The sequence below is a fragment of the Nonomuraea sp. NPDC052129 genome, assembly GCF_040680095.1.
Classification (GTDB): domain Bacteria; phylum Actinomycetota; class Actinomycetes; order Streptosporangiales; family Streptosporangiaceae; genus Nonomuraea.
The window spans coordinates 150,534-175,217 of record NZ_JBFAVX010000015.1; the positions used below are offsets into that span (position 1 = coordinate 150,534).

Genomic DNA, 24,684 nt, shown 5'->3' on the forward strand with positions numbered 1-24,684 from the left:
ACTAGATGCCACTTCACAGCCTATCCGCGAATACCCGTCACGGCCTGACCTGCGCTACAACTGACTGAGTGAAGATTGGACCGATAGGGGTGTGGCCGCCGGTCGTGCTGGCGCCGATGGCGGGCATCACCAACGCGGCGTTCAGGGTGCTCTGCCGCGAGCAGGGCGCCGGGTTGTTCGTGTGCGAGATGATCACCACGCGGGCGCTGGTGGAGCGCAACCCCAAGACGTTCAGGATGATCAGGTTCGCGGAGTCGGAGCGGCCCAGGAGCATCCAGCTGTACGGCGTCGACCCCGACACCGTCGGGCGCGCGGCCAAGATGATCGCCGAAGAGGACCTGGCCGACCACATCGACCTGAACTTCGGCTGCCCCGTGCCCAAGGTCACCAGGCGCGGCGGCGGCTCCGCGCTGCCGTACAAGAGGAATCTGCTGCGGCGGATCCTGCGTGAGGCGGTGGCGAACGCAGGCCCGCTGCCCGTCACGATGAAGATGCGCAAGGGCATCGACGACGATCACCTCACCTACCTCGACGCCGGCCGGATCGCCGTCGAGGAGGGGGTCGCGGCGATCGCCCTGCACGCGCGTACGGCCAAGCAGCACTACGGCGGCGTGGCCGACTGGGACGCGATCGCCAGGCTGAAGGAGGCGGTGCCGGAGGTCCCGGTGCTGGGCAACGGCGACATCTGGTGCGCCGACGACGCGCTGCGCATGGTGGCGGAGACCGGCTGCGACGGGGTGGTCGTCGGGCGCGGGTGCCTGGGGCGGCCGTGGCTGTTCAGGGATCTGGAGAACGCCTTCAACGGCAGTCCGGAGCGGGTACGGCCGAGCCTCGGCGAGGTGGCCGCGATGATGGCCAGGCACGCCGAGGGGCTCACCGAGTGCTTCGACATCGAGCGTTACGCGATCGCCGACTTCCGCAAGCACGTCGGCTGGTATCTGAAGGGGTTCACGGTCGGCGGCGAGCTGCGGCGCGAGCTGGCCACCGCCGAGTCGCTCGACGGGCTGCGCGAAGGGCTGGCCAAGCTGGAGCACGACCAGCCGTGGCCGCCCAACACCGACACCCCGCGCGGCAAGTCGGGAGAGCGCGGCAAGGTGCTGCTGCCGGACGGCTGGCTGGACGACCCATGGGATTGTGTCGTGCCTTCGGACGCCGAGTCGGATATATCCGGCGGCTGAGCTGTATATCTAATGCGGGCCGGCCGCCTCCGTGCCGCAAGGGCCGCCGCCGGTGGCGGGCTGGAGCTGGACCGGGTCGCCCGACATCGTGAGCGTCGGGTAGTAGGCGGCGATGCGTTCGGCCGAGCGGCCCGCGTAATGGCAGATGAAGCTGCGCCTGAACCGGTCGGCCGTGCTGTTCGGCTCGGAGCCGTGGACCAGGCTGCCGTTGAAGAACAGCACGTCGCCCGGATCCATGTCCACCGGCACCCGCTCGAGGCCCGGCGGCGGGGGGACGTAGTCCTTGGTGAAGGAGACGTCGTTGTCGGCCTCCTCGGGACAGAACAGGTCCATCAGGTGCGTGCCGGGCACCACCTCCAGGCCGCCGTTGGCCCGGTCGACGCGGTCCAGCGCCACCCAGGCGGCCACACACGTGCCCGGCTCGACCCGCAAGTAGAAGTTGTCCTGATGCAGCGCCTGCCCGCGGGCGCCGGGCGGCTTGAAGTAGAACATGCTCTGGGCTGCTATCGGCTCCTCGCCGAGCAGGTCGCGGAGCACGGCGGCGATCCGGGCGTCGAGGAGGTACCGTAGCGCGACGTCGTTCACCTGGTGGGGGTGCATGACGCGCGGGTAGTCGCGCAGGATGTCGTACGGTTGGCCGGGGTCCTGCGGCTTGGGGGAGAAGTGACCCGGGATCGGCCCCCGGGCGTGCAGCGCCATGAACTCCTCCCGCAGCTCCACCACCTCATCCGCGGCCAGAAGACCGGGCACCAGGACGAACCCTCGATCATGGAAATCTGTCAGCCTCATACCTTCACGCTAAGGAGCCGGACCGGTGAACGGTATGCCTGTGACCGCTGAGGAGATGTCTGTTCCTGCTGCGGAGCTGACGATCGTGGGTCACTTCGACAACCGGCCCGGGTACGCCACGCGGCGCGTCAGCGGGTCGCCGAGCTGGCTGCTCATGTGGACCCAGGACGGGGCGGGGCTGGTCGAGCAGGCGGGGGTGTCGTTCACGGCCGGGCCGGGGGATCTGGTGGTGCTCGGGGCCGACGCCGCGCAGCACTACCGGGTCGCGCCGGGGGCGGAGCGGTGGCGCTTCTGGTGGGCGCACTTCCAGCCGCGCCCGGCCTGGCTGGGCTGGCTCGCCGAGCACGCCCGGGCTCCGGGCTGCCACCTGGTCGAAGGCGTGCCCGAGCCGACCCGCGCCCAGATCGACGAGGCTTTCGGCCGCGCCGCCCGAAACGCCCGCTGGCTCCCACCCGCCGTCCGGTCCCTGGGAGGGCAGGCGCCCGCCGCCCGCCCCGCACAGACGTCCGCTGCCCGTCCCGCGCAGGCGTCTCCCGCCCGCCCTGCCGACGCGTCCGCCGACCGCGCCGCGCAGGCGCCCGTTGTCCGTCCCGTTCAGGCGCCCGTTGTCCGCCTCGCGCGCGAGTACGCGCCCGCCGTCGCCGTCTCCGGGCCCGCCCGTGAGCTGGTGCTGAACGCCGTCGAGGAGGTGATCGTGCTGGCCACCGCCTCCGCGCGGCCGGTCGGCGACGCCCGGCGCGCCGAGGAGCCCGGTGACGCGCGGGTCCACCGGGCGCTGGCCCTGATCGCCGCCGAACCGGGCGCCCCCCATTCGGTCGCCTCCCTCGCCAGGGCCGTCGCCCTGTCGCCCTCCCGGTTCGCGCACCTGTTCACGACCGAGACGGGCCACCCGCCCATGCGGGCCGTACGGCGGGCGCGGATCCGGCACGCGGCCCGGCTGCTGGAGGTGACGGACATGGACGTCGGCCAGGTCGCGGCGGCGTCGGGCTTCGTCAGCCCGTTCCACTTCAGCCGGGCCTTCAGCCACGAGTACGGCATGCCGCCCCGCGACTTCCGCTCCCGTCTCCGCCGGCCGAACGCCTGAGAATCAGCCGCTCCCGCCTTCGCCCGAACGCCCGACAACCTCTGACGAGCCGAACGCCTAACAGACCGAATGCGTCAGCGCAGCGGCGTCAGCGGGGCGTCGGAGGTGAACAGTTCGCTGTCCAGGTGGTCGGCGGCGTAGTCGATGGCGCCCATCACCACGCATTCGTCCCCCAACGTGGACGCGCGTACCTCCGGCATCCGCATGCAGGCCCGCTCCAGCCGCTCTCGCAGCGGCGCCAGCAGGACGTCGGCCGAGCGGGAGAAGCCGCCGCCCAGCACCACCATCTGCGGGTCCAGCACCAGCACCATGGCCGCCGTCCCCACCGCGAGGTCGTCCACGTAGCGGTTGACCGCGGCCAGGGCGACGGGGTGGCCGTCGCGGGCCGCCGCCAGCGTGTAGCCCGCCGCGTCCTCGGGCGCGGTGCCATCGGGCACGACCTCGCAGCCGTTGAGGTGCTCGGGGGCGTCGTACCAGCGGGCCTCCGGCAGCATGACGATCTCGCCGGCGGCGGCGCCGAAGCCGCGGTGCACCTTGCCGTCGATGATGAGGCCGGTGCCCATGCGCCGCCCGACGTGCAGGAACACCACGTCCCGAGCGCCCTGCGCGGCGCCCCGGCGGGCTTCGGCGAGTGCGGCCAGGCGGCTGTCGTTCTCGATCAGCACCTGGCACGGGAACATCTCACGCAGCTTGGCCGCCAGGTCGAGGCCCGTCCAGGCGGGGATCGCGGCCGAGAACGCGATGCGGCCCTCCGGCGTGAGCACGCCCGTGGTGCCGACGGCCACCGTCCAGAGGTCCGCGGCCGACCTGCCGCTGAGCGCCAGGCACCCGGAGACCGCGCGGTCTATGGCGGCCAGGCGCTCCTCAAGCGGCGCGTCCGGCAGGACGGGCTGCCGGGTCTCGGCCAGGATCTCGCCGTCGAGGTCGGACAGCGCGGCCCGTACGTTGTGCCCGCCTATGTCCACGCCGACCAGACAGCCGCTGTCGGCGCGGAACCGATAACGGCGGGCCGGCCGGCCCATCGTGCCCGGCGAAGGCGGCACCTCCTCCACCCAGCCCAGCTCCATGAGCTCGTCGGCGACCTCCTTCATGGAGGGCCGCGACAGCCCCGTACGCTCGGCCAGCGCCGAGAGGGTGAGCGGTCCGGCGCCGCGCAGCGCCCGTATCGCGGTCAGCGAGTTGAGCTGTCTGAGCCGGGACAGGTCGCCGCCGCGCAGGTCCGCCATCGCCGCCCCTAACGTAGGTGTCCTCTGTAACTCGCCATTATGCCAGCGTTCGCTTCTGCTTCAACCCGGGCGGTTCCGCACAGAATCGGGCATTGACCCTCCACGAGTCCTGGTGCTACTAATGAAGCGCTCCTTCGTAAGTAGATCAACAGGAATTGAGGGTCTGATGTCGTTCGCGGACGTGGGCGAGGTCGTCCATCAGCCAGGGCAGGCCCGGGTCTTCGAGCACGGGTGGCAGTCGTGGAGCCCCACCGGCGCCTACCGCCTCGGCGAGACCCCGCCCAGGCCCGCGGACGACAACATCCAGATCCTTTGCTACCGCCCCGAGACGCCGGTGCCCGCCGGGGTGTTCCAGGGTGAGGGGCTGCTCGCGATCGACCCCGGCGGCGGCGCGCCGCTGGAGCTATGGTCCGCGCCGAGCCCCGTGGAGGTGCCCTCCATCCGGGCGCGCGAGGAGGACGGGCGCCTGATCGTGAGCGCGAACGGGCCCGTACGCCACCTGACCGGCGAGTCGCTGGGAACCTGGGCAGAAGGCATGGCCGAGGGGTACGCGCCCAGGACGTTTCCGGCCGTACCCCCCATGTGGTGCACCTGGTACGGCTACTGGGGCAAGGTCACCGAGGACGACGTCCTGGACAACCTCCGCCTGTCGGAGCGGCACGAACTGGGCGCCGACATGTTCCTCGTCGACGACGGCTACGAGGCCGAGATCGGCGACTGGCTGGACCCGCGCCCCGGCTTCGGCTCGCTGCGAAAAGTGGCGGAAGCCCTGGGAGAGGCGGGCAGGCGTACCGGCGTCTGGACCGCCCCCTTCCTGGTCGGCCACCGCAGCCGGATCTTCCGCGAGCACCCCGACTGGCTGGTCGGCGGCGCCCACGCGGGCCGCATGTGGGACCAGGACCTGGCGGTGCTCGACGTCACCCACCCGGATGCCGCCGCCCACCTGGTCGAGGTGTTCAGGACCTTCGCCGCGTACGGCATCACCCACTTCAAGCTCGACTTCATCTACGCCGGGGCACTGGCGGGCAGCAGGCACGAGGACCTCGACCCGATCGCCGCCTATCGGCGCGGGCTGGAGCTGATCCGCGAGGGCGCCGGCCCGGACGCCACCCTGCACGGCTGCGGCGCGCCCATGCTGCCCAGCATCGGCCTGGTCGACATCATGCGGGTCAGCCCGGACATCGCGCCCACGCTGCACCCGAAGTCGGGCGACATCAGCCAGCCGTCCCAGCTGGGTGCCCGGCTGACCGGCGCGGCCCGCGAGTTCCTGCACGCCCGCTGGTGGGTGAACGACCCCGACTGCATCATCCTGCGCCCCGAGGTGGAGGCCAGGCAGGAGTGGGCCGCCCACATCGAGGCGACCGGCGGCCTGCGCGGCTCCAGCGACCCGATCGCGGCGCTCGACGACTGGGGCCTGGAGACGACCAGGCGCCTCATGATCCCCACCACGACGGAGCCGTCGTGACGAGGAGCGTGCGGAGGAGAGGGCGCGACTGGCACGCCTACCTGTTCATCGGCCCGAGCCTGCTGGGCGTGCTCGCCTTCCTGCTGCTGCCGATGGTCATCGTCTTCGTGCTCAGCTTCTTCCATTGGGAGCTCCTGTCGCCCCCGTCCTTCGCCGGACTGGACAACTACCGCCGTCTGGCCGGCGACGGAGACTCCTGGCACTCCCTCGGGATCACCGTCGTCTACGTGCTGCTCTGCATCCCCCTGCAGACGGTCCTGGCGCTGGTACTGGCCCTGCTGCTCAACCAGCGGATCAAGGGCGTCAGGGTGTTCCGCTCCCTGTTCGTGGTGCCGTGGATGGCCACCCCGATCGTCATGGGCCTGGTCTGGAACTGGATCTTCGACCCGCGTGACGGCGCGATCAACAGTGCCCTGGCCGTGATCGGCGTCACCGGCCCCGACTGGCTGTCGGACGCCACCTGGGCCCTGCCCGCCGTCGCGCTGGTCAACGTCTGGCAGTACACCGGCTACAACATGCTGTTCTTCCTGGCCGGGCTGCAGGGCATCCCGAGGGAGCTCTACGACGCGGCCGCCACCGACGGCGCCACCCCGCGCCAGCGGTTCTGGCGGGTGACGCTGCCGCTGCTCAACCCCACGATGTTCTTCGTCATGGTGACGAACCTGATCGGCGCGTTCCAGGTCTTCGACACCGTCTTCGTGATGACCAACGGCGGGCCCAGCCAGAGCACCGAGGTCATCAACTTCAAGATCTTCGGCACCGCGTTCAGGGAGTTCGACTTCGGCTACGCCTCGACGCTGTCGATGCTGCTCTTCGCGGTCATCCTGGCCGTGACGCTGGTGCAGGTCAGGTTCTTCGGCAAGCGCACCACCTACGACATGAGCTGAAGGACGACATGACCAAGCGCATCCTGCTCTACGCCACGCTCAGCCTGGGCGCCTTCGTCGCCGTCTTCCCCTATCTGCTCGTGGTGCTGACCGCCTTCAAGACCCAGGGCCAGCTGAACTCGACCGAGCCGTGGGTGCCCGGCCTGCCGCCCACCACCGCCAACCTGACCAAGCTCCTCGGCGGCGAGTTCCCCCGCTACCTGCTCAACACGGTGGTGATGACCGCGCTGCTCACGCTGGGCCAGCTGGTGTTCACCACGTTCGCCGCCTACGCCTTCGCGCGGCTGCGTTTTCGCGGGCGCGAGGTGCTCTTCTGGCTGTACGTGGCCACGATGATGGTGCCCAGCGCCGTCACGATGATCCCGCTGTTCCTGATCATGCGGGAGCTCGGCCTGGTCAACACGTGGTACGGCCTGCTCGCGCCGTACATTCTGGGCACCCCGTACGGGATCTTCCTGATGCGGCAGTTCTTCCGCGGCCTGCCCGCCGGGCTCGAAGAGGCGGCACGGATCGACGGCGCGGGCCCGCTGAAGATCCTGACCCGGATCCTGCTGCCGCTCTGCCGCCCCGCGATCGGCACGCTGACGATCATCACGGTGATCTCGTCGTGGAACAGCTTCATCTGGCCGCTGATCATCACCAGCGGCGACGACACCAAGGTGATGACGGTCGGCCTCGCCACGCTCAACCAGGGCATCGGCGTGAACTACAACCTGATCATGGCCGGCGGGCTGATCGCGCTGGTGCCGATGATCGCGATCTTCATCTTCTTCCAGAAGTACATCGTCCGGTCGGTGGTCCTCACCGGCCTCAAGTAAGAGAGGTCATATGCGATCCCCCCGCATACGCGAGCTCCGCCATGCCGTGACACTGCTGGCCGCCGCCGCGCTCACCCTGACCGCCTGCGGCTCGGGCGGCGGCAATGAAACCGGCGGAGACGGCAAGGTCACCTTGACCTACCGGCTCTGGGACGACCAGCAGAAGGTGGGCTACGACAAGGTCATGGCGGCCTTCGAGAAGGCCAACCCCAACATCGACGTCAAGATCGAGCTGATGCCGTACGACGAGTACTGGACCAAGCTCACCGCCGACGCGGTGGCCGGCACGGCGCCGGACGTGTTCTGGATGACGCCGTCGCAGTTCCCCGAGTTCGTCACCAAGGGCGTCCTGGCCGACATGTCGCCCCTCAAGCTCGATGCCACGAAATTTCATCCAACGGTGGTCGGGTCGTTTACCTACCAGGACAAGCTGTATGGGGTGCCCAAGGACTGGGGCATCGTCGGCCTGCTCTACAACAAGGATCTGTTCAAGAAGGCCGGTGTCGAGATGCCGGCCAGCCTCACCTGGAAGCCCGACGGCTCCGGCACCTTCCTGGAGACCGCGCGCAAGCTGACCGTGGACGAGGCGGGCAAACACCCCGAGGACCCCGGCTTCGACCCGGCCAAGGTCAAGACCTACGGCTTCGCCTCCTGGAACCACTACCAGACCCAGTGGATGAACTGGGTCAACTCCAACGGTGGCAAGCTGCTCGACCAGCCGTTCGGCAAGTACGCCTTCAACGACGACGCCTCCGTGCAGGCCCTGCGGTTCGGCGTCGACCTGGTGAACAAGTATCACGTCTCGCCGCCCGCGACCCAGACGAACCCGCCGACCGGCAAGGCCACCGACATGTTCAAGGCGGGCGAGGTGGCGATGTTCCCGGCCAACAACGCGCTGCTGCCCTACGTCGCACCGGAGGCGAACTTCGAGCTGGGCGTCGCCCTCATGCCCGAGGGCCCGGCCGGTCGCGCGGTCAACCTCAACGGCCTGTCGGAGGCCGTGTACGCCAAGAGCAAGCACCCCCAGGAGGCGATGAAGCTGGCCGCCTACCTCGGCAGCGAGGAGCCGCAGAAACTGATGGCCGCCGACGGCTACATCCTCCCCGCGCTCAACGGCCTCACCCAGGGCTACGTCGACTACTGGCAGAAGACCAAGAAGATCGACGTCTCCCCGTTCGTCGAGGAGTCGAAGGGCACCACGTTCCCGCTGCCCGTCACCACCGGGTTCACCGGCTTCGAGACCAAGCTCAACCAGATCTTCAACGAGATGTACCTCGGCAAGCTCGACCCCAAGCAGGCCGCGGACCAGGCCGTCACGGAAGGGAACGCGACCGTCAAATGATCAGCCGGCGCTCACTCCTCGCTGGGGGCGCCGGACTGGGACTGACCGCCGCACTGGGTGCCTCACCCGTGCGCGCGGCGGCCCGCCGTGCCCCGATCTCCGACCCCTTCCAGCTCGGCGTCGCCTCCGGCGAGCCGGCCCCCGACGGCGTGGTCCTGTGGACCCGCCTGGCCATGGACCCCGTCGCCCTCGACGGGCTCGGCGGCATGCCGTCGCGGCCCGTACCGGTCGAATGGCAACTCGCCAAGGACGAGAACTTCCGCCACGTCGTGCGGGGCGGCGCCGACCTCGCCCGGCCCGAGGCCGCCCACAGCGTCCACGTCGAGCTCGACGGCCTGAACCCCGGCACCGAGTACTTCTACCGCTTCAAGGCCGCCGGCGAGATCTCCCCGGTCGGCCGTACCCTGACCAGCCCCGCGCGCGGCACGCGGAGCCGCGCGCTCAACCTGTCGTTCACCTCCTGCGCCGACTACCAGACCGGCTGGTTCACCCCCTACCGGAGGATGGCCGAGGACCAGCCCGACCTGATCGCCTTCCTCGGCGACTACATCTACGAGTACGGCGACTACAAGTACCCGGTGCGCGACCAGGCCGGGGGAGAGTGCTTCGACCTGGCCGGATACCGGCTCAGGCACGCCCAGCACAAGGCCGACCCGGAGTCCCAGCTGGCCCACGCCATCGCCCCCTGGGTGGTGGTGTGGGACGACCACGACATCGAGAACGCCTGGGCCGGCGACGTGCCCGAGCAGCCCGACCCGCCCTTCCTTGCCCGCCGGGCGGCCGCCTTCCAGGCGTACTACGAGAACATGCCGCTGCGGCGCGCCCAGAAGCCGGACGGGGCGGCGCTCAAGCTGTATCGGAGCATCCGCTGGGGCGCGATCGCCAACCTGCACCTGTTAGACACCCGCCAATATCGCGACATCTACCCCTGCACCGGCAAGAGCGGCACCGTCGGCGCCGACTGCCTGGAGCGCTTCGCCCCCAACCGGACCATCCTCGGCGCCGCCCAGGAATCCTGGCTCGACGGGGAGCTGCGCGGCTCGAAGGCCACCTGGGACCTGCTCGGCCAGCAGGTCTTCTTCATGGAGATGGACTGGACCAACGGCGAGGGCAAGGGCTACTCCAACGAGGGCTGGGACGGCTACGTCGCCTCCCGCAACCGCCTGGCCGCCGCCATCGACGACTACAAGCGCAACGGCGTCGTGCTCACCGGCGACGTGCACTCCCACTGGGCGGGCGAGATCAAGCGCGACTACCAGGACCCCGCCTCCAAGTCGGTCGCCGTCGAGCTCGTCACCACCTCGGTCACCAGCGCCGGCAACGGCCTGGACGAGTACCCGAACACGCAGGTCCTGCTCCAGGAGAACCCGCACGTCAAGTTCTTCAACGGCCGCCGCGGCTACGTGCGCGCCAAGCTCACCGAGCGGGAGATGAAGGTCGACTTCCGCTCGCTGTCCCGAGTCACCGAGCCCTACGCCCCCGCCTACACCTCCGGCTCCTTCGTCATCGAGCCCGGCGACCCGGCGCTCCACCCAGCCTGACGGGACCCCCCCATGCGCACAACCACGGCCGCCCTCGCGGCGGCCCTCATCGCCCTGCCCTTCGTCCCATTACCGGGCAACGCCGACGCCGCCCCGCAAGGGCCGCCGATGGGCTGGAGCAGCCGTACGCTCGGCTGCTCGGTCTCGGAGGCGTCCGTACGGCAGGCGGCCGACGCCCTGACCGCGCTCGCCCCGGCCGGCTACGACCACGTCATCCTGGACGATTGCTGGCTGGCCGCCCAGCGTACGGGCGGCGCCCTGGCCCCCGACGCCGCTCGCTTCCCCTCCGGCGTCAAAGCGCTGGCCGACTACCTGCACGGCAAGGGGCTCAAGCTCGGCCTGAGCCTGTCGGCGGGCACCAAGGCGTGCTCCGGCGGCGGCGCCGGCTCCTACAAGAGCGAGACCGCCGACGCCGCGCAGGTCAAGGGCTGGGGCGTCGACTACGTCAAGTACGACTGGTGCAACATCCCCGCCGCCGACTTCCCCGGCCAGAACGTCCAGCAGATCGCCCAGACCCTCTATCCGCGCATGCGTCAGGCGCTCGGCGACGCGATCGAGTTCGCGATGAACAACGAGGACGGCAGCACCGTGCCGTGGCTGTGGGGTAAGGAGGCGAAGGCCACCACCTGGCGGACCAACGTCTACAACAAGCCCCTGCCTGACAGCTACGCGACCATGGTCGACGTCTGGGAGGTCAACCAGCTCAGGGTCCAGTACGCGGGTCCGGGCAGCTGGGCGGACTCCGACCTGGTCCAGGCGGGCCGGGGCGGCATGACCGACGCCGAGTACCTCACCCAGGTCAGCCTCTGGGCCGTCGGCGCCGCCCCGCTCATCCTCCAGGCCGACCCGGCCAAGGCGCCGGCGGCGATCGTCGCCAACCCCAAGGTGATCGCCGTCGACCAGGACGCGCTTGGCGTGCCGGGCCGGTTCGTGACCTCGGACGGCTGGTATCACGTGCTGTCCAAGCCGCTGGCGAACGGGGATCAGGCGATCCTGCTGTTCAACGAGAGCGACCGGGCGGCGACGATCTCCACCAAGCTGAAGCCCGCCCGCTATCGCGTCGAGGAGCTGTGGACCGGCGCGGTCACGACCACGGAGGGCGACCTGGCGGCCCAGGTGCCCGCCCACGGGTCGGTGCTCTTCCGGGTGAGCCAGAGCCGGGAGAAGGCCCCGCCCGCCGTGCTGGTGGAGGTGGACCCGGGACTCCTGGGCGACGATCACCCGTCCGTGCTGGAGCCGGGCAAGGAGCGGGAGGTCGTCACCAGGGTCACCAACACCGGGGCTACGGACCGGCTGCGGGATGTCGAGGTGGCGCTGGCCGTACCTGAAGGGTGGCGGGCCAGGGCGCGCACGGCCACTAGGACCGGGCTGCTGGACGGCCGCGAGGCGTTCACCGTGAAGTGGGCGGTCACGCCGCCCGCCGGAGCCGAGCTCAAGGACTATGAGATCACGGCGACCGCCGCCAAGTCCGCGGCCACCGCCGTCGTCAAGGTCGCGCGGGCGCCCGGCTCCGGCCGGACGTACTTGAGCGACCTGCCCTGGACCCGCGTCGCCAACTACTTCGGCCCGGTCGAGAAGGACACCAGCAACGGCGAGAAGGCCGCCGGAGACGGCAAACCGATCACCATCGAGGGAGTCACGTACGCCAAGGGGCTCGGGACCCACGCGCCCGCCGACATCGAGTTCTACACCGCCGGCCGCTGCTCGACCGTCGAGTTCCAGGCCGGGATCGACGACGAGGTGGGCCAGGCGGGCTCGGCCGACCTCGAAGTATGGGCCGACGGCGGCCGGGTCGCCCACTCGGGCATCGTCACCGGCGCGCAACCCGCCAGGAAGGTCACCGCGTCCGTGAAGGGCGCCACGTACGTCCGGCTGGTCGCGACCAACGGCGGCGACAACGCGACGTCGGACCACGCCGACTTCGCCGACGCCTCTATCACCTGCCAGTAGAAAGAGAGCTCATGATCGTTCCCAAGCCCGTCCGGTACGAGATCCGGCAGGGGCGCTTCGTCCTCGATCGGGAGACCTCGGTGACGGCGTCGCCGCCGCTGGGCGAGGTGGCCTCCTGGTTGCGGGGCGAGCTGAGCCCGGTCGTCGGCGGGGAGCTGCTGCCGGGGCCGGGCTCGGGAACGATCACGCTCGGGCTCCGCGACGATCTGCCGCCCGAGGCGTACCGGCTGAGTGTGGCCGACGACGGCGTGGTGATCGAGGGCGGCGGCCCGGCGGGGGTGTTCTACGGGGCGCAGAGCCTGCGGCAGCTGCTCCCGCCCGCCGCGTTCAGGAAGGCGTCGGCGGGTGGGCCGATGGTGCTGCCGGCCGTCCTGATCGAGGACGAGCCGAGGTTCGGGTGGCGCGGCTGCATCCTCGACGTCGCCCGGCATTTCATGGTCAAGCAGGATGTGCTGCGCTTCATCGACCTGATGGCTCTGCACAAGCTCAACGTGCTGCACCTGCACCTGACCGACGACCAGGGCTGGCGCGTCGAGATCAAGCGCTACCCCCGGCTGGCCGAGGTCGGCGGCTGGCGCAAGGAGAGCCAGACCGGCTGGAACGGCGCCATGGACGGCCGCCCGCACGGCGGCTACTACACCCAGGACGACATCCGGGAGATCGTGGCCTACGCGGCGCGGCGGCATGTCACCGTCGTGCCGGAGATCGACCTGCCCGGCCACACCCAGGCCGCCATCGCCGCCTATCCCGAGCTGGGCAACCTCGACACCCCGCTGGAGGTGCGCACCACCTGGGGCGTCGGGGTGAACGTGCTGAACGTCGAGGACAGCACGATCGCCTTCTTCCAGAACGTCTTCGACGAGGTGCTGGAGCTGTTCCCGAGCCCGTACGTGTGCGTCGGCGGCGACGAGTGCCGCAAGGACCAGTGGCGCGACAGCCCCGCCGCGCGGCGGCGCATCCGCGAGCTCGGGCTGCGGGACGAGGAGGAGCTGCAGAGCTGGTTCATCCGCCGCTTCGACGACTACCTGGCCGAGCGGGGGCGCCGGTTGGTGGGCTGGGACGAGATCCTGGAAGGCGGTCTCGCGCCGGGTGCCGTGGTGGCCTCCTGGCGCGGCGACCTGGGGGCGGTGTCGGCGGCCCGCGCCGGGCACGATGTGATCACCTGCCCCAACACCTCCGTCTACTTCGACTACCGGCAGGGGCCGGGGGAGGACGAGCCGGTGCCGTTCGGGACCGTGCTGACGCTGGAGGAGGTGTATGCCTTCGACCCGGTTCCGGAGGAGTTGCGCGATGATCCAGCAGAGGCGCGGGTCCTCGGGTCGCAGTGCGGTCTGTGGAGCGAGCTGATCGACTCCAACCGGCACATGGACTACATGGCCTTCCCGAGGGTGGCGGCGTTCGCGGAGACGGTGTGGAGCCCGCCCGCCCGGGACCTGGCCGACTTCCGTGTACGGCTGGCGGACCACCTGCCACGGCTGGCCGCGATCGGGGTGGAGTACCGGCCGGAGTCGGGGCCGCTGCCCTGGCAGACCCGCCCCGGTGTCCCCGGCCGCCCGGAGGACCGGGCGCGTTGGCAGGCCAAGATCGACGCCTGGACCAGCAACCTCCGGAGTTAGAGCTCTACCGGCCCGCCGCTGCGCCAGTAGACGTTGTCGTGTCTCGACAGCAGGTCCTCGTCCACCAGATAGCGGCGCAGCGCCGCGTAGTCATCGTGGAAGGCCCGCAGCGCCACGTTCACGTCCTTCTCCGAATAGCGCACGCCGGGCTCGAACACCCGCGAGATGTAGCGCAGCACCACGAGCTTCTTGTCCCGTTTCGTGGGCATGGTCGTCAGCCGCCCGTCCACCAGGAACGTCCGGAGCAGCCGCTCCTCGGCGCCGACCGCGTCCGAGGGCTCGGCGGCCCGTGTCCGGAGCAGTTCGCGGAACTTCTCCGGCGCCGCCCGCCACGCGCCGTCCTCGCCCCGCACGGCCAGCCCACCGGCGGCCAGCCGGGCGAGGACCTTCGGCGACAGCCCGTCGGTGACACCGAGGACCAGCGAGGCGAACGCCCGGAGCGTGTCGTCCTGGGCGAGCAGACCGAGCACTCGTCGGTTCTCTTCATCGCTCATTCGGATATTTTGTCTCATGATCGCCGGATCGATGCCTGCGGCGGGATCCCGGCCAAATGTCCCGATCTTGAGACATTGTCATGACCTTATGACGAACTTATCTATCGGAGACTTGAGGAACGCGCGTGTGCCGGAGCGCCCTTGCCAGTCCGCTCCGGCACACGGCTTTATCACAATCTGTTTATCTCACAATCGGTTGAGACCCTGTACGTGCACCACCGCGCGGCCCTCCTCGTCGGAGGCGGCCAGGTCGATCTGCGCGTCGATGCCCCAGTCACCGTCACCCGCCGGGTCCTTGACGGTCTGGCGCACCTTCCACAGCCCGCTCTCCTCCTCGATGCGCAGCAGCGCGGGACCACGCGCGTCGGCGTCGGTGAAGATCTCCTCGTGCTCGGCGTAGTAGGCGTCGAGCGCCGCGCCCCAGTCGACGTCGGGCGCCAGCTCCGCCAGCTCGTCCTCCTTCTCGATGGCGCAGAGCTCGACCAGGCGGAACATCGCGTTGCGCACCAGCACCCGGAACGCCCGCGTGTTGGCGGTGACCGGCCGGACCTTGGCCTCCAGCTGCTCCTGGCGCTCCAGCGCCTCCTCCGGGTTGGCCAGCTGCTCCCACTCGTCGATCAGCGACGAGTCGACCTGCCTGACCAGCTCGCCCAGCCACTCGATCAGGTCGATCAGGTCCTCGGTCTTGAGGTGCTCGGGGACCGTGCGCGACAGCGTCCGGTAGGCGTCGGCCAGGTAGCGCAGCACCGTGCCCTCCGACCTGGCCAGCTCGTAGAACTGGATGTAGTCGGCGAACGTCATCGCCCGCTCGTACATGTCGCGCACCACGCTCTTCGGGCTGACCGTGTAGTCGCCCACCCACGGGTGCCCGTGCCGGTATGTCTCATAGGCCCCGAGCAGCAGATCGTCCAGCGGCATCGGGTACATGACCTCGGCCAGCTGCTCCATCCGCTCCTCGTACTCGATGCCGTCGGCCTTCATCTGCGCGACCGCCTCGCCCCTGGCTTTCTTCAGCTGGGCCGACAGGATCTGGCGCGGGTCGTCGAGGATGGACTCCACGATCGACACCATGTCGAGGGCGTAGCTCGGCGACTCGTGGTCGAGCAGGTCGAAGGCGGCCAGCGCGAAGGTGGACAGCGCCTGGTTGAGCGCGAAGTCCTCCTGTAGGTCGATCGTCAGCCTGGCCCGCCTGCCCTGCTCGTCGGCCTCACTGAGCTGCTCCACGATGCCGCCCGCGAGCAGCGACCGGTAGATGGCGATGGCCTGGCTGATGTGCCGCCGCTGCCACTTGCGGTCCTCGTGGTTGTCGGTGAGCAGGTGCTTCATCGCCTGGAAGCAGTCGCCGGGCCGGTTGATGACCGCGAGCAGCATGGCGTTGGTGACCTTGAACCGGGAGTTGAGCGGCTCCGGCTCGGCGGTCTGCAGCTTCTCGAAGGTCTCCTCGCTCCAGCCGACGAAGCCCTCCGGCGGCTTCTTGCGGGCGTAGCCGCGCCGCCGCTTCGGGTCGTCGCCGATCTTCGCCAGCGCCTTGGCGTTCTCGATGTCGTGCTCGGGCGCCTGGCAGGCGACATAGCCGATGGTGTCGAAGCCCGCCCGCCCGGCCCGGCCGGCGATCTGGTGGAACTCGCGAGCGCGCAGGCGGCGCACCTTGTTGCCGTCGTACTTGGACAGCGCGGTGAACAGCACGGTCCGGATCGGCACGTTGACACCGACGCCGAGGGTGTCGGTGCCGCAGATGACCTTCAGCAGGCCGGCCTGGGCCAGCCGCTCCACCAGCCGCCGGTATTTGGGCAGCATCCCGGCGTGGTGGACGCCGATGCCATGGCGTACGAGGCGGGACAGGGCGCGGCCGAACCGGGTGGTGAAGCGGAAGCCGCCGATCAGCGTCGCGATGGCCTCCTTCTCGGCCTTCGTCGACATGTTGATCGACATCAGCGACTGCGCCCGCTCCATGGCGGCGGCCTGGGTGAAGTGCACGACATAGACCGGCGCCTGCCCGGTGCGGAGCATCTCCTCCAGCGTCTCGTGCAGGGGCGTCATCCGATAGGAGTAGATCAGCGGCACCGGCCGCTCGGTGTGCTTGACGACCGAGGTGGGCCGGCCGGTGCGCCGGGTCAGGTCGCGCTCGAACATCGAGACGTCGCCGAGCGTTGCTGACATCAGGATGAACTGGACGTTCGGCAGCTCCAGCAGCGGCACCTGCCACGCCCAGCCCCGGTCGGGCTCGGCGTAGAAGTGGAACTCGTCCATGACGACCTGGCCGATGTCGGCCGCCGCGCCGTCGCGCAGCGCGACGTTGGCCAGGATCTCGGCCGTGCAGCAGATGATCGGGGCGCCCGGGTTGACGCTGGCGTCGCCGGTCATCATGCCGACATTTTCGGTGCCGAAGACGGAGACGAGGTCGAAGAACTTCTCCGACACCAGCGCCTTGATCGGCGCGGTGTAGAAGGTGCGTACGTCCCTGGTCAGCGCGGCGAAGTGGGCGCCCGCCGCGACCAGGCTCTTGCCGGAGCCCGTCGGGGTGGACAGGATCACGTTGCTCCCGGAGACGACCTCGATGAGCGCCTCCTCCTGGGCGGGATAGAGCGTGAGCCCCCGTTCGGAGTTCCAGGAGACGAACGCGTCGAAAATGGCGTCCGGGTCGGCGTCGATCTCTTCTGGCAGGCGGTCAACGAGAAGGCTCACACCCTCTATCCTGCCGAAGTTTGCCGAATGCTCGAACCCGAGCAGGCGAGACGGCGCCCGATCCCCGTGACTTAAGGGAGTTCGAGCTGGTAGAGGATGGTGTCGATCCATCGCCCGTGCTTGAAACCGACCGACTTCAGCCGGCCCGCCTCCGCGAATCCGAACGCCGCGTGCAGCTTCAGCGAGGCCGGGTCACCGCCGTCGGCGATCACCGCGATCATCTGCCGGACGCCGGCCTCCCCGGTGCGGGCGATCAGCTCGCCGAGCAGCAGCCGCCCCAGCCCGCGCCCCGTCGCCCCCGGCGAGAGGTAGATCGTGTCCTCCACGGTGTGCCGATAGGCGGGCTTGGGGCGGTAACGCCCGCAATAGGCGAACCCCAGCACCCGGCCGTCCTCCTCCTTGGCCACCAGGAACGGCAGGCCCGCCTCGGCGATCGCCGCCGCCTTCAGCCGCCACGCCTCGATGTCGAGGGGCGTCTCGTCGAAGGTCGCCACCGAATCCGTCACATAGTGCGCGTAGATATCAGCGACGGCTGGCAGGTCGGTCTCGGACAAAGGCTGAATGAGCGTCATAGAACTGCATTCTTAGACGATTCGCGTGACCATCATGTTTCCGCATCCTCACGCGCGCGTCACACCCGGGCCTTCGGGCCGGTGAGCAGCAGCCCGCCCAGGATCGCCAGAGCCGCCAGGAACGGCGTGTTGCCGGGCGCGAACCCCGCCATGGTCAGTCCCAGCAGCCCGCCGCCGACCAGCCCCGCCGAGGTGAGCGCGCTGCGCCAGGTGGCCTTCCCGTACGGCAGCGCGGGCGGCTCCTCGAACCGGGAGAAGCCCTTCAGCAGCGGCCACATCACCAGGCAGAGCATCCCGAACCAGATCGGCCACCCGGCGAACCACGCCAGCCCGCCCGGCGCCGGCGTGTCGATGCCGAGACCGACGACGACCACGCCGGTGACCGCGAACAGCGCCGGCATGTGCCACAGATAGGCGGTCATGATGCGCGGCCCGGCCCAGGCGAGCAGCTTCTCGGTCCGCAGCCGCAGGATCCACGGCCGCAGCAGCGTGGCCAGCCCGATCTGGCCGATCGAGACGGCCAGCATGGCCAGCGTGGGCGGGGCCATGTTCGACACCTCGGCGCCGGGCAGGCCGATCATGCTGCCCGGGTACGGGCCGAACGCCACGAGCAGCGCCGCGGCCCCGAAGCCGCCGATCGCCATCAGGCCGGGGCGGGTCAGCCGTCCCTCGGCGTACCGGAAGCCGAGCTGGTGCACCGCCAGCCAGACGAACACGATGTTGAGGTAGCCCAGCGCGTCGACCCCGGTCGAGAACCGCAGCACGTCCGTCAGCACCGCCCCGGCGGCCAGCACGGCGGGGACGCGCAGGCCGTACCTTTCGTGCAGGCTCATCATGTACGGCGTGGCCGTGACCGCGATCAGATAGACGGCCAGGAACCACAGGAGCTGCCCGGTCAGCTGCGCGCCCACCTGCAGTGGCTGCGCGGGCACGCCCAGCGTGAGCAGCAACTGGGGGAGCGGGATCCAGACCGCGGCCAGCGGCAGGAGCGGCCAGGCCAGCCGGCGCAGCCGGGTGGCCAGCCACTGCGGCCCGCCGTGCGCCGCCCGGCCGAAGCTGATCGCGTTGGCGGCGCCGCCCGCGAAGAACACCAGCGGCATCACCTGGCTGATCCAGGTCACCACCCAGACGCCCGGCGCCGCCAGGGCGTTGCCGGTGGTCAGGCGAGTGCCGTCGAAGGCCAGCACCGGAATCGTCCAGTGCTGCAGCACCACGAGCGCCATGCCGAACACCCGCAGCAGGTCGATGAACGGGTCCCTGACCGTCGCCCGCGCCGCCGGGGCGGGGTGGACCGGTGCGGCGGCCTCGGGCAGGGCCGCCGGATGGTCGAGCAACGCGGTCATGGGGGCCTCGTTTCGTGGTGGACGTTCATCGCGAACCTTGAGGCCTCAAGACTTCCGTCGCGGGCGGCCCGGCACAGTGCCGTGAGCCGCCCTCTTGCGGGAAGATCACACCACCATGGAAGGTAGGGCAGGCCCTACCGCCATATACCGGCGCACAGGGTCGATCCGGGCATGGCACAGTCGTACCGTGAACGCCATGCGCTCCCTCATGAGACGTGTCCTCCTGGACACGCGCTACACGCTGGTCGGCTTCCCCACGGCCGTCATCGCCTTCGTGCTGCTGATCGCCGGCATGGCCGTCGGCGTGGGCACGACGGTCGTATGGATCGGTGTGCCCCTTCTCGCGGGAACGCTCATGATCGCCAGGGGGTTCGCGGACGCGGAGCGCGGCTGGCTCTCCGACGTGCTCAAGCGCCCTCCGGTGCGCCCGCGCTACAAGCCGGCGCCGGCGGGCGCGGGCCGGTTCCGCCGGCTGGTGAACCCGCTGACCAGCGGGCAGTCATGGCTCGACCTGCTGCACGGGATAGTCAACTTCCCCCTCGCCATCGTGTCGTTCGTGCTGACCGTGGCGTTCTGGGCGGTGCCGATCACCGGGCTGAGCTACCCGCTGTGGGGCGTCATCACCTCGCGCATCCCCGGCAACGAAGAGCTGCCCCAGCTGCTCGGGTTCGAGCAGAACTACTGGGTCAACTCGGCCTTCTACGTCGTGCTCGGCCTGCTCGGCATGCTCATCCTGCCGTTCATGGTGCGCGCCGCCGCGCTGCTGCGCGCCGGGGTCGGCCGCGCGTTGCTGACCGGGGTCGCCGAGCTGCAGGAGCGCATCGACGACCTGGCCGAAGGCCGGGCCGCGGCCGTCTCCGCCGAGGCCAACGCGCTGCGCAAGCTGGAGCGCGACATCCACGACGGCCCGCAGCAGCGGCTGGTCTCGCTGGCCATGGAACTGTCCAGGGCACAGCGGCAGATGCAGCGCGACCCCGACGCCGCGCAGGCCACGATCAGCTCGGCGATCACCGCCACCCGCGAGACGCTCGACGAGCTGCGCGCCCTGTCACGCGGCATCGCGCCGCCCATCCTGTCCGACCGCGGCCTCGCCCCGGCCCTGGCCGCCTTGGCCGGACGCTGCACCATCCCGGTCGATCTCGACGTGCAGACCGTCCGCCGCTACCAGGCCTCCGTCGAGAACGCCATCTACTACGTCGTCGCCGAGACGCTCACGAACGTCGCCAAGCACAGCCGCGCCACCATCTGCACGATCCAGCTCGTCCACATCGGTGACATTCTCATGCTCACCATCGGGGATGATGGGGTCGGCGGCGCGCACGTCGCCAAGGGACATGGTCTCGCCGGTCTGGCTGACCGGCTCCGCGCGGTCGACGGGGAGCTGGCCGTGCAGTCGCCGGACGGCGGGCCTACTGTGATCGTGGCGGAGGTTCCGTGCGGGTAGTCGTGGCCGATGACGCGGTTCTGATCAGGGAGGGCCTGGTCAGGCTGTTGGAGGAGTTCGGCTGCGAGGTGGTCGCGACGGCGGGTGACGGCGACGGCCTCGTCAAGGCGGTGGCCGAGCACCGGCCGGACGTGTCCGTGGTCGATGTGCGGATGCCGCCGTCGTTCACCGACGAGGGGCTCAGGGCCGCCGTGGAGGCGCGCCGCCGGGTTCCGGGGGCGCCGGTGCTGATCCTCTCGCAGTACGTCGAGGTCTCCTACGCCGACGACCTGCTGGCCGATGCCCGAGGCGCGGTGGGCTACCTGCTGAAGGACCGGGTCGTGGACGTGGACGAGTTCATGGAGGGCCTGCGACGGGTCGCCGCGGGCGGGACCGTGTTCGATCCTCAGGTGGTGTCCCAATTGATGGTGCGCAGGCGCAGGGACGACCCGTTGGCGCAGCTGACGCCGCGGGAGCGGGAAGTGCTCGGGCTGATGGCCGAGGGCAAGTCCAATCCGGCCATCGGCAGGCAGCTGGTCATCAGCGACGGGGCCGTGGAGAAGCACATCAGGAGCATCTTCAGCAAGCTCGGGCTTTACGCCGACGACAGCGATCAGCATCGGCGCGTGCTGGCCGTCCTCGCCTATCTGCGGTCCTGACACACGCTGTACGTCCAGGCGAGCCCTGACACACGCTGTACGTCCAGGCGAGCCCTGACACACGCTGTACGTCCAGGCGAGCCCTGACACACCCTGTACTTCTAGACGCCGGGTACCTCCAGGGCGCTGGCCGGTCCGCGCGGCGTTCCGCGCGGACCTGGCCGCCCGGTGGTCAGCCGAGCGCGTCGACCAGCTTCTTGCGCTGCTGGGCGCCCAGGCCGCCGAGGCGGCGCTTCTCGTCGACGCCGGCCTCCTCCATGAGCGCGGTGGCCTTGGCCGGGCCGACGCCCTTGACGGCGCGCAGGGCCTGCGACACCTTGATCTTCTTGGCGATGTCGTCGTCGCGCTCCAGCAGCTGCGCGAAGGTCAGCTCACCGGCCTTGACCTTGCCCAGCAGGGCGGTGCGGGCCGCGCGTGCCTCCGCGGCCTTCTCCAGAGCCGCCTTGCGCTGCTCGGGGGTGAGAGTCGGAAGTGCCATCTCGGTTCTCCTAGGGGAGTTTGGGGTCGGGGATTCCTGTAACCCGTAGTGCAGTGGCTAATCATGGCGGATACCAGCGGTTCGTGTTGCGAAAAGCGCCCGCTCAGCGTGTGCGCCACGCCGAAACGGCCGTCTCGGCGCCCGCCACCTCCCGCGCGAGCATGCCTCCGCTGACGCCCATGCCGCCGACCACGAGGTTCTCCTCACCGTAGCCCGCCCACTGGGCGGCATCGCCTTCGCGGCCCGCGAAATGGTCTCTGACCAGGTCATAGAGCTCTCCGGCGGGATTTCGCCGGGTCGGCGGAGCCGCAGGTCGGCGTGCGGTGTCGCCTCTCTCGGGATGCCTTCTCGGCAAGATCACGGCTCGGGTGGGTGGTTTCCGCCCTTGCGCGTGGTATCCGTCACATTCGGCGTTCGGGCGTGTCGCGAGGGCCTCGATCGGTCCGGCAACGCTCCGGTGGAGCCGGGTTGTTGCAGGTCAGGGGGCATGCACGCGTACCATGTCGGCATGGGGGTGCTCTTCGGGGGAAGGAGCAGGATGCTGGATCAAGGCTTCCCCGCGCTTCGCGGGGCCGTGCTTTGTTCGCCGGCGCTCTGCTCGCCGGCGCTCGATCAGCCGGTCTCTATCACGTGCTGCCGCGCCAGGATTCGACGCCGGAGACGGTGAGGAACATGTCGAACACCGACTCCATGGCGCCGACCAGCGGACCCTGCCAGCCCAGGGCCGAGGGGGCGATCACGGGCGGCCGTTCGTGGCGGATCGTCATCAGGCCGCGGCCGAATGACTCCATGAGGGTGGGCAGGGCTCGGTCGTACAGGTCGACGCCCAGACCGGACAGGGTCACGACCGCCGGGTCGTGCGCGTTCACCAGTGCCGCCAGTCCCCGGCCCAGCGCCTGCGCGTTCGTCCTGACCGCGCGCAGCGCCGCCCCGCCGCCCGTGTGGTCGTGCGGGCTCGGAACCTGGCCGCCGCCCGTACCGCCGCCTGCGTCGGCGGTGGCGAGGATGCGGCGGGCGTCGTCGCGGCCCTGGCCGCCGCCGTACGCCAGGCCCATGTGGCGCAGGAGCGCGTTCGCGCCCACCTCCAGCCCCCAGCAGCCGTGCGCGCCGCACATGCAAGGCGCGTCGCCGCCCGTGAGCGGCATGTGCCCGAACTCCGCGCCCATCCCGCCGGCCCCTTCCAGCGGGCGCCCATCCACCACGAGCACGCCGCCGAGGTCGAAGTCCACGTGGACGTGCAGCCCCACCCCGATCCCGCGCAAGCGTCCCCGCCGCGCCTCCGCCAAGGCCGCGAAGGCCGTGTCGTTGCCCACCCGCGGCCCACCGCCCGGCACCGCGGCGCCGAGGCCGAGCAGGGCGGGCACGTCCACCGAGCGCCAGCGCAGGTGGGCCACGTCCACCAGGCCGCCGTCACGCACCGGCCCCGCCACCGCGACGCCCACCCCGACCACCCGGGACCCGAGGCGTCCGAGCTGCCCGCGCAGCACCTCACCTAGCGGCCCCAGGGCTCCTTCTGGTGTGCCGTCGTGGCGCCGTACGTCCAGGACGGAGACGCGTCCGCCCAGCTCGCAGGCGGCGACCTCCCACGAGTCCTCCCGGAGGTCCACGGCCAGCGCCAGCGGTCCCTCGGGATGCGGGCCAGGCACCTGCGTGGGGCGTCCCCTGGCATGCTCCGCGGACGGCTCCTCGTGCAGCAGCCGGTCGTCGGCCAGGCCGCTGACCAGCACCGAGGCGGTGCCTCGGGCCAGCGCCAGGTCCTGGGTCAGACGGGAGCGCGTACGGGTCGCGCCGCAGTCGTGCACGGCCCGTAGCAGCCGCACCCGGTTGTACGCGCGCAGACCGGCACTTGTCGTTGCCCCATTCATCACCATTGTCGAAGCCTCATCCGGGTTATTATGCTCTAGCCGTGAACAAAAGTGACGCCAAGCGCGCCCGTATCGCAGTCTTCTCCTTCTTCTTTCTCAGTGGGTTCGTGATGGGCCTGTGGGCGGCGGGGTTGCCGTCGCTCAACGACCGCCTGGATCTCGGACCGGCCCGGCTCGGCAGCGTCCTGCTGCTGGTCTCGGGCGGCGCGCTGGTGTCGATGCTGGTGGCGGGGCCGCTGGTGGACAAGTGGTCGAGCAGGGTCGTCTGCTGGGTCGGCGGCCCGCTGTCGGCGGCCGTCCTGCTCGGCCCCGCCTTGGCCCCCTCCTACCCGGCGCTGGCCGTTCTCGCCGTGCTGCTCGGGATCGGCCTGGGGGTGGCCGAGGTGGCCATGAACTCTCACTCGGTCGAGGTCGAACGGGTCTACGGCCGGCCGATCATCTCGGCCTTCCACGGCACGTGGAGCCTGGGTGGCGCCGTCGGTGGCGCGCTGACCGCCGGGGCGCTGAAGGTCGGCGTGGACCCGCAGGCGCTGCTGGTCGGGGCGGCGATCGTGGTGCCGTTCCTGTACGTTCCGGCGGCGCGGATGCTGCTGCCGGACCCGCCCCAGCACGTCACCCGGGAGGAGAGCGCGACCGGGAGCAGCTCGCTGCGCTGGGGCCTGGTGGCCCTGCTGGGCCTGGCCGCGTTCGCCGGGCACCTGAGCGAGGGCGCCGCCATCGACTGGGCCGCCCTGCACGCCCGCTGGGTGCTGCACACCGACCCGGCCGCCGCGCCGATCGCGTACACGATCTTCGCGGTGGCCATGACGACGGTACGGCTGCTGGGCGACCCGATCCGGGCCCGTCTGGGCTCGGTGCGCACGATCCAGCTCGCCGGCGTGCTCGCCACCTGCGGCTACGTGCTCGTCCTCGTCGCTCCGCTCACCGCCGACGCGCTCCAGGTGGTGTGCGCGTGGTCCGGGTGGGCGCTCGTGGGCGTCGGGCTGGCCACCGTCGTACCGGTGATCTTCAGCGCGGTGGGCGCGGCGGGCAGCCGGGTCGGCCGCGCGCTGGCGCTGGTGACGGCGTTCGGCTACAGCGGGCTGCTGGTGGGGCCCGCGCTGCTCGGCTATCTCGCGGAGTCCTGGACATTGCGGTTCGCACTGATCGTCCCGGCCCTGCTGGCCGCCGCGGTCGCCCTCGCGGGCGCCCCGGCCATCCGTGCCCTGAGCCGCGTCCCCGTACCGGTCCCGGCCGACTCGCGCTGACCTGATCGGGTACGGGCTTCCG

Annotated in this window: 21 protein-coding genes; 12 read left to right on the forward strand and 9 right to left on the reverse strand. The window is 70.4% G+C overall.

All coding sequences use genetic code 11. From position 1 onward, the window contains the following. Nucleotides 1–68: 68 nt before the first annotated feature. Nucleotides 69–1,178 carry a tRNA dihydrouridine synthase DusB gene (dusB, locus tag AB0L53_RS30175; RefSeq protein ID WP_364000759.1) on the forward strand — a complete coding sequence of 370 codons (1,110 nt, stop codon included), beginning with the start codon at nt 69–71 and terminating at the stop codon, nt 1,176–1,178. A gap of 9 nt (nt 1,179–1,187) precedes the next feature. Here dusB and AB0L53_RS30180 read toward each other — a convergent pair whose 3' ends face one another. Then, on the reverse strand, nt 1,188–1,967 hold the full coding sequence (locus AB0L53_RS30180; RefSeq protein ID WP_364000761.1) for a phytanoyl-CoA dioxygenase family protein: 780 nt from the start codon (nt 1,965–1,967) through the stop codon (nt 1,188–1,190). Between the two features lie 34 nt (nt 1,968–2,001). Here AB0L53_RS30180 and AB0L53_RS30185 point away from each other — a divergent pair, with 34 nt between their 5' ends. Further along, complete coding sequence (locus AB0L53_RS30185) at nt 2,002–3,051, forward strand: helix-turn-helix domain-containing protein (protein WP_364001046.1); 1,050 nt, start codon at nt 2,002–2,004, stop codon at nt 3,049–3,051. 74 nt (nt 3,052–3,125) lie between these two features. Here AB0L53_RS30185 and AB0L53_RS30190 read toward each other — a convergent pair whose 3' ends face one another. Further along, the gene (locus AB0L53_RS30190; protein ID WP_364000764.1) at nt 3,126–4,277 is read right to left on the reverse strand and encodes an ROK family protein; all 1,152 of its coding nucleotides are present in this window, start codon (nt 4,275–4,277) and stop codon (nt 3,126–3,128) included. Between the two features lie 166 nt (nt 4,278–4,443). On the opposite strand from AB0L53_RS30190, the gene AB0L53_RS30195 reads away from it, so the two are divergent. The 7 genes from AB0L53_RS30195 to AB0L53_RS30225 are packed head-to-tail and all read left to right on the forward strand — an operon-like array spanning nt 4,444 to nt 13,896. Then, entirely contained in the window at nt 4,444–5,742 is a 1,299-nt protein-coding gene (locus tag AB0L53_RS30195; protein ID WP_364000767.1) for a glycoside hydrolase family 36 protein, read from the forward strand. After that, entirely contained in the window at nt 5,739–6,629 is an 891-nt protein-coding gene (locus AB0L53_RS30200; RefSeq protein WP_364000770.1) for a sugar ABC transporter permease, read from the forward strand. Before AB0L53_RS30195 ends, AB0L53_RS30200 begins: the two co-directional genes overlap by 4 nt. An 8-nt stretch (nt 6,630–6,637) precedes the next feature. Beyond that, nucleotides 6,638–7,447, forward strand: coding sequence for a carbohydrate ABC transporter permease (locus AB0L53_RS30205; RefSeq protein ID WP_364000773.1), 810 nt, complete (start codon nt 6,638–6,640; stop codon nt 7,445–7,447). A gap of 10 nt (nt 7,448–7,457) precedes the next feature. After that, entirely contained in the window at nt 7,458–8,789 is a 1,332-nt protein-coding gene (locus AB0L53_RS30210; protein WP_364000776.1) for a sugar ABC transporter substrate-binding protein, read from the forward strand. Further along, complete coding sequence (locus tag AB0L53_RS30215; protein ID WP_364000779.1) at nt 8,786–10,330, forward strand: alkaline phosphatase D family protein; 1,545 nt, start codon at nt 8,786–8,788, stop codon at nt 10,328–10,330. Before AB0L53_RS30210 ends, AB0L53_RS30215 begins: the two co-directional genes overlap by 4 nt. Nucleotides 10,331–10,342: 12 nt before the next feature. Beyond that, entirely contained in the window at nt 10,343–12,280 is a 1,938-nt protein-coding gene (locus AB0L53_RS30220) for an NPCBM/NEW2 domain-containing protein (protein ID WP_364000786.1), read from the forward strand. Between the two features lie 11 nt (nt 12,281–12,291). Continuing rightward, nucleotides 12,292–13,896, forward strand: coding sequence for a beta-N-acetylhexosaminidase (locus tag AB0L53_RS30225; protein WP_364000789.1), 1,605 nt, complete (start codon nt 12,292–12,294; stop codon nt 13,894–13,896). Here the strand turns inward: AB0L53_RS30225 and AB0L53_RS30230 are convergent. The 4 genes from AB0L53_RS30230 to AB0L53_RS30245 all read right to left on the reverse strand — a co-directional run bounded on the left by AB0L53_RS30230 (nt 13,893) and on the right by AB0L53_RS30245 (nt 18,990). Continuing rightward, on the reverse strand, nt 13,893–14,390 hold the full coding sequence (locus AB0L53_RS30230; protein ID WP_364000792.1) for a DUF2087 domain-containing protein: 498 nt from the start codon (nt 14,388–14,390) through the stop codon (nt 13,893–13,895). The two genes, AB0L53_RS30225 and AB0L53_RS30230, sit on opposite strands and share 4 nt — an antisense overlap. Before the next feature lie 186 nt (nt 14,391–14,576). Next, complete coding sequence (locus tag AB0L53_RS30235) at nt 14,577–17,084, reverse strand: DUF3516 domain-containing protein (RefSeq protein WP_364001049.1); 2,508 nt, start codon at nt 17,082–17,084, stop codon at nt 14,577–14,579. 62 nt (nt 17,085–17,146) lie between these two features. Then, a complete protein-coding gene (locus tag AB0L53_RS30240) occupies nt 17,147–17,647 on the reverse strand; it encodes an N-acetyltransferase family protein (RefSeq protein WP_364000795.1) in 501 nt (166 codons plus the stop codon). Nucleotides 17,648–17,706: 59 nt separating this feature from the next. Further along, entirely contained in the window at nt 17,707–18,990 is a 1,284-nt protein-coding gene (locus tag AB0L53_RS30245; protein ID WP_364000798.1) for an acyltransferase, read from the reverse strand. Nucleotides 18,991–19,198: 208 nt separating this feature from the next. Between AB0L53_RS30245 and AB0L53_RS30250 the strand changes: the two genes are divergently transcribed. Together AB0L53_RS30250 and AB0L53_RS30255 are read left to right on the forward strand one after the other, a co-directional pair. After that, nucleotides 19,199–20,434 (forward strand): sensor domain-containing protein, encoded by a 1,236-nt coding sequence (locus AB0L53_RS30250; RefSeq protein ID WP_364000801.1) that lies wholly within the window; start codon nt 19,199–19,201, stop codon nt 20,432–20,434. Continuing rightward, a complete protein-coding gene (locus AB0L53_RS30255; RefSeq protein ID WP_357959441.1) occupies nt 20,425–21,072 on the forward strand; it encodes a response regulator transcription factor in 648 nt (215 codons plus the stop codon). The genes AB0L53_RS30250 and AB0L53_RS30255 overlap by 10 nt, the downstream gene beginning before the upstream one ends. Before the next feature lie 172 nt (nt 21,073–21,244). On the opposite strand, the gene mihF is transcribed toward AB0L53_RS30255, so the two are convergent. The 3 genes from mihF to AB0L53_RS30270 form a co-directional block, all read right to left on the reverse strand. Continuing rightward, nucleotides 21,245–21,550: an integration host factor, actinobacterial type gene (gene mihF, locus AB0L53_RS30260; RefSeq protein WP_225301079.1), complete on the reverse strand. Its 306-nt coding sequence runs from the start codon at nt 21,548–21,550 to the stop codon at nt 21,245–21,247. Between the two features lie 103 nt (nt 21,551–21,653). After that, nucleotides 21,654–21,911: a hypothetical protein gene (locus tag AB0L53_RS30265; RefSeq protein WP_364000805.1), complete on the reverse strand. Its 258-nt coding sequence runs from the start codon at nt 21,909–21,911 to the stop codon at nt 21,654–21,656. Between the two features lie 265 nt (nt 21,912–22,176). Then, on the reverse strand, nt 22,177–23,415 hold the full coding sequence (locus AB0L53_RS30270; RefSeq protein ID WP_364000808.1) for an ROK family protein: 1,239 nt from the start codon (nt 23,413–23,415) through the stop codon (nt 22,177–22,179). 41 nt (nt 23,416–23,456) lie between these two features. On the opposite strand from AB0L53_RS30270, the gene AB0L53_RS30275 reads away from it, so the two are divergent. Beyond that, a complete protein-coding gene (locus tag AB0L53_RS30275; RefSeq protein ID WP_364000811.1) occupies nt 23,457–24,662 on the forward strand; it encodes an MFS transporter in 1,206 nt (401 codons plus the stop codon). Nucleotides 24,663–24,684: the final 22 nt, after the last annotated feature.

Bases quoted from the DNA above. Each gene is read 5' to 3' on its own strand.
- AB0L53_RS30250 (WP_364000801.1), top strand. From the start codon at position 19,199: ATGAGACGTGTCCTCCTGGACACGCGCTACACGCTGGTCGGCTTCCCC.
- AB0L53_RS30230 (WP_364000792.1), bottom strand. From the start codon at position 14,390: ATGAGCGATGAAGAGAACCGACGAGTGCTCGGTCTGCTCGCCCAGGAC.
- AB0L53_RS30185 (WP_364001046.1), top strand. From the start codon at position 2,002: ATGCCTGTGACCGCTGAGGAGATGTCTGTTCCTGCTGCGGAGCTGACG.
- AB0L53_RS30240 (WP_364000795.1), bottom strand. From the start codon at position 17,647: ATGACGCTCATTCAGCCTTTGTCCGAGACCGACCTGCCAGCCGTCGCT.
- AB0L53_RS30215 (WP_364000779.1), top strand. From the start codon at position 8,786: ATGATCAGCCGGCGCTCACTCCTCGCTGGGGGCGCCGGACTGGGACTG.
- AB0L53_RS30180 (WP_364000761.1), bottom strand. From the start codon at position 1,967: ATGAGGCTGACAGATTTCCATGATCGAGGGTTCGTCCTGGTGCCCGGT.
- AB0L53_RS30245 (WP_364000798.1), bottom strand. From the start codon at position 18,990: ATGACCGCGTTGCTCGACCATCCGGCGGCCCTGCCCGAGGCCGCCGCA.
- AB0L53_RS30225 (WP_364000789.1), top strand. From the start codon at position 12,292: ATGATCGTTCCCAAGCCCGTCCGGTACGAGATCCGGCAGGGGCGCTTC.
- AB0L53_RS30210 (WP_364000776.1), top strand. From the start codon at position 7,458: ATGCGATCCCCCCGCATACGCGAGCTCCGCCATGCCGTGACACTGCTG.
- mihF (WP_225301079.1), bottom strand. From the start codon at position 21,550: ATGGCACTTCCGACTCTCACCCCCGAGCAGCGCAAGGCGGCTCTGGAG.
- AB0L53_RS30220 (WP_364000786.1), top strand. From the start codon at position 10,343: ATGCGCACAACCACGGCCGCCCTCGCGGCGGCCCTCATCGCCCTGCCC.
- AB0L53_RS30195 (WP_364000767.1), top strand. From the start codon at position 4,444: ATGTCGTTCGCGGACGTGGGCGAGGTCGTCCATCAGCCAGGGCAGGCC.
- AB0L53_RS30190 (WP_364000764.1), bottom strand. From the start codon at position 4,277: ATGGCGGACCTGCGCGGCGGCGACCTGTCCCGGCTCAGACAGCTCAAC.
- AB0L53_RS30270 (WP_364000808.1), bottom strand. From the start codon at position 23,415: ATGAATGGGGCAACGACAAGTGCCGGTCTGCGCGCGTACAACCGGGTG.
- AB0L53_RS30205 (WP_364000773.1), top strand. From the start codon at position 6,638: ATGACCAAGCGCATCCTGCTCTACGCCACGCTCAGCCTGGGCGCCTTC.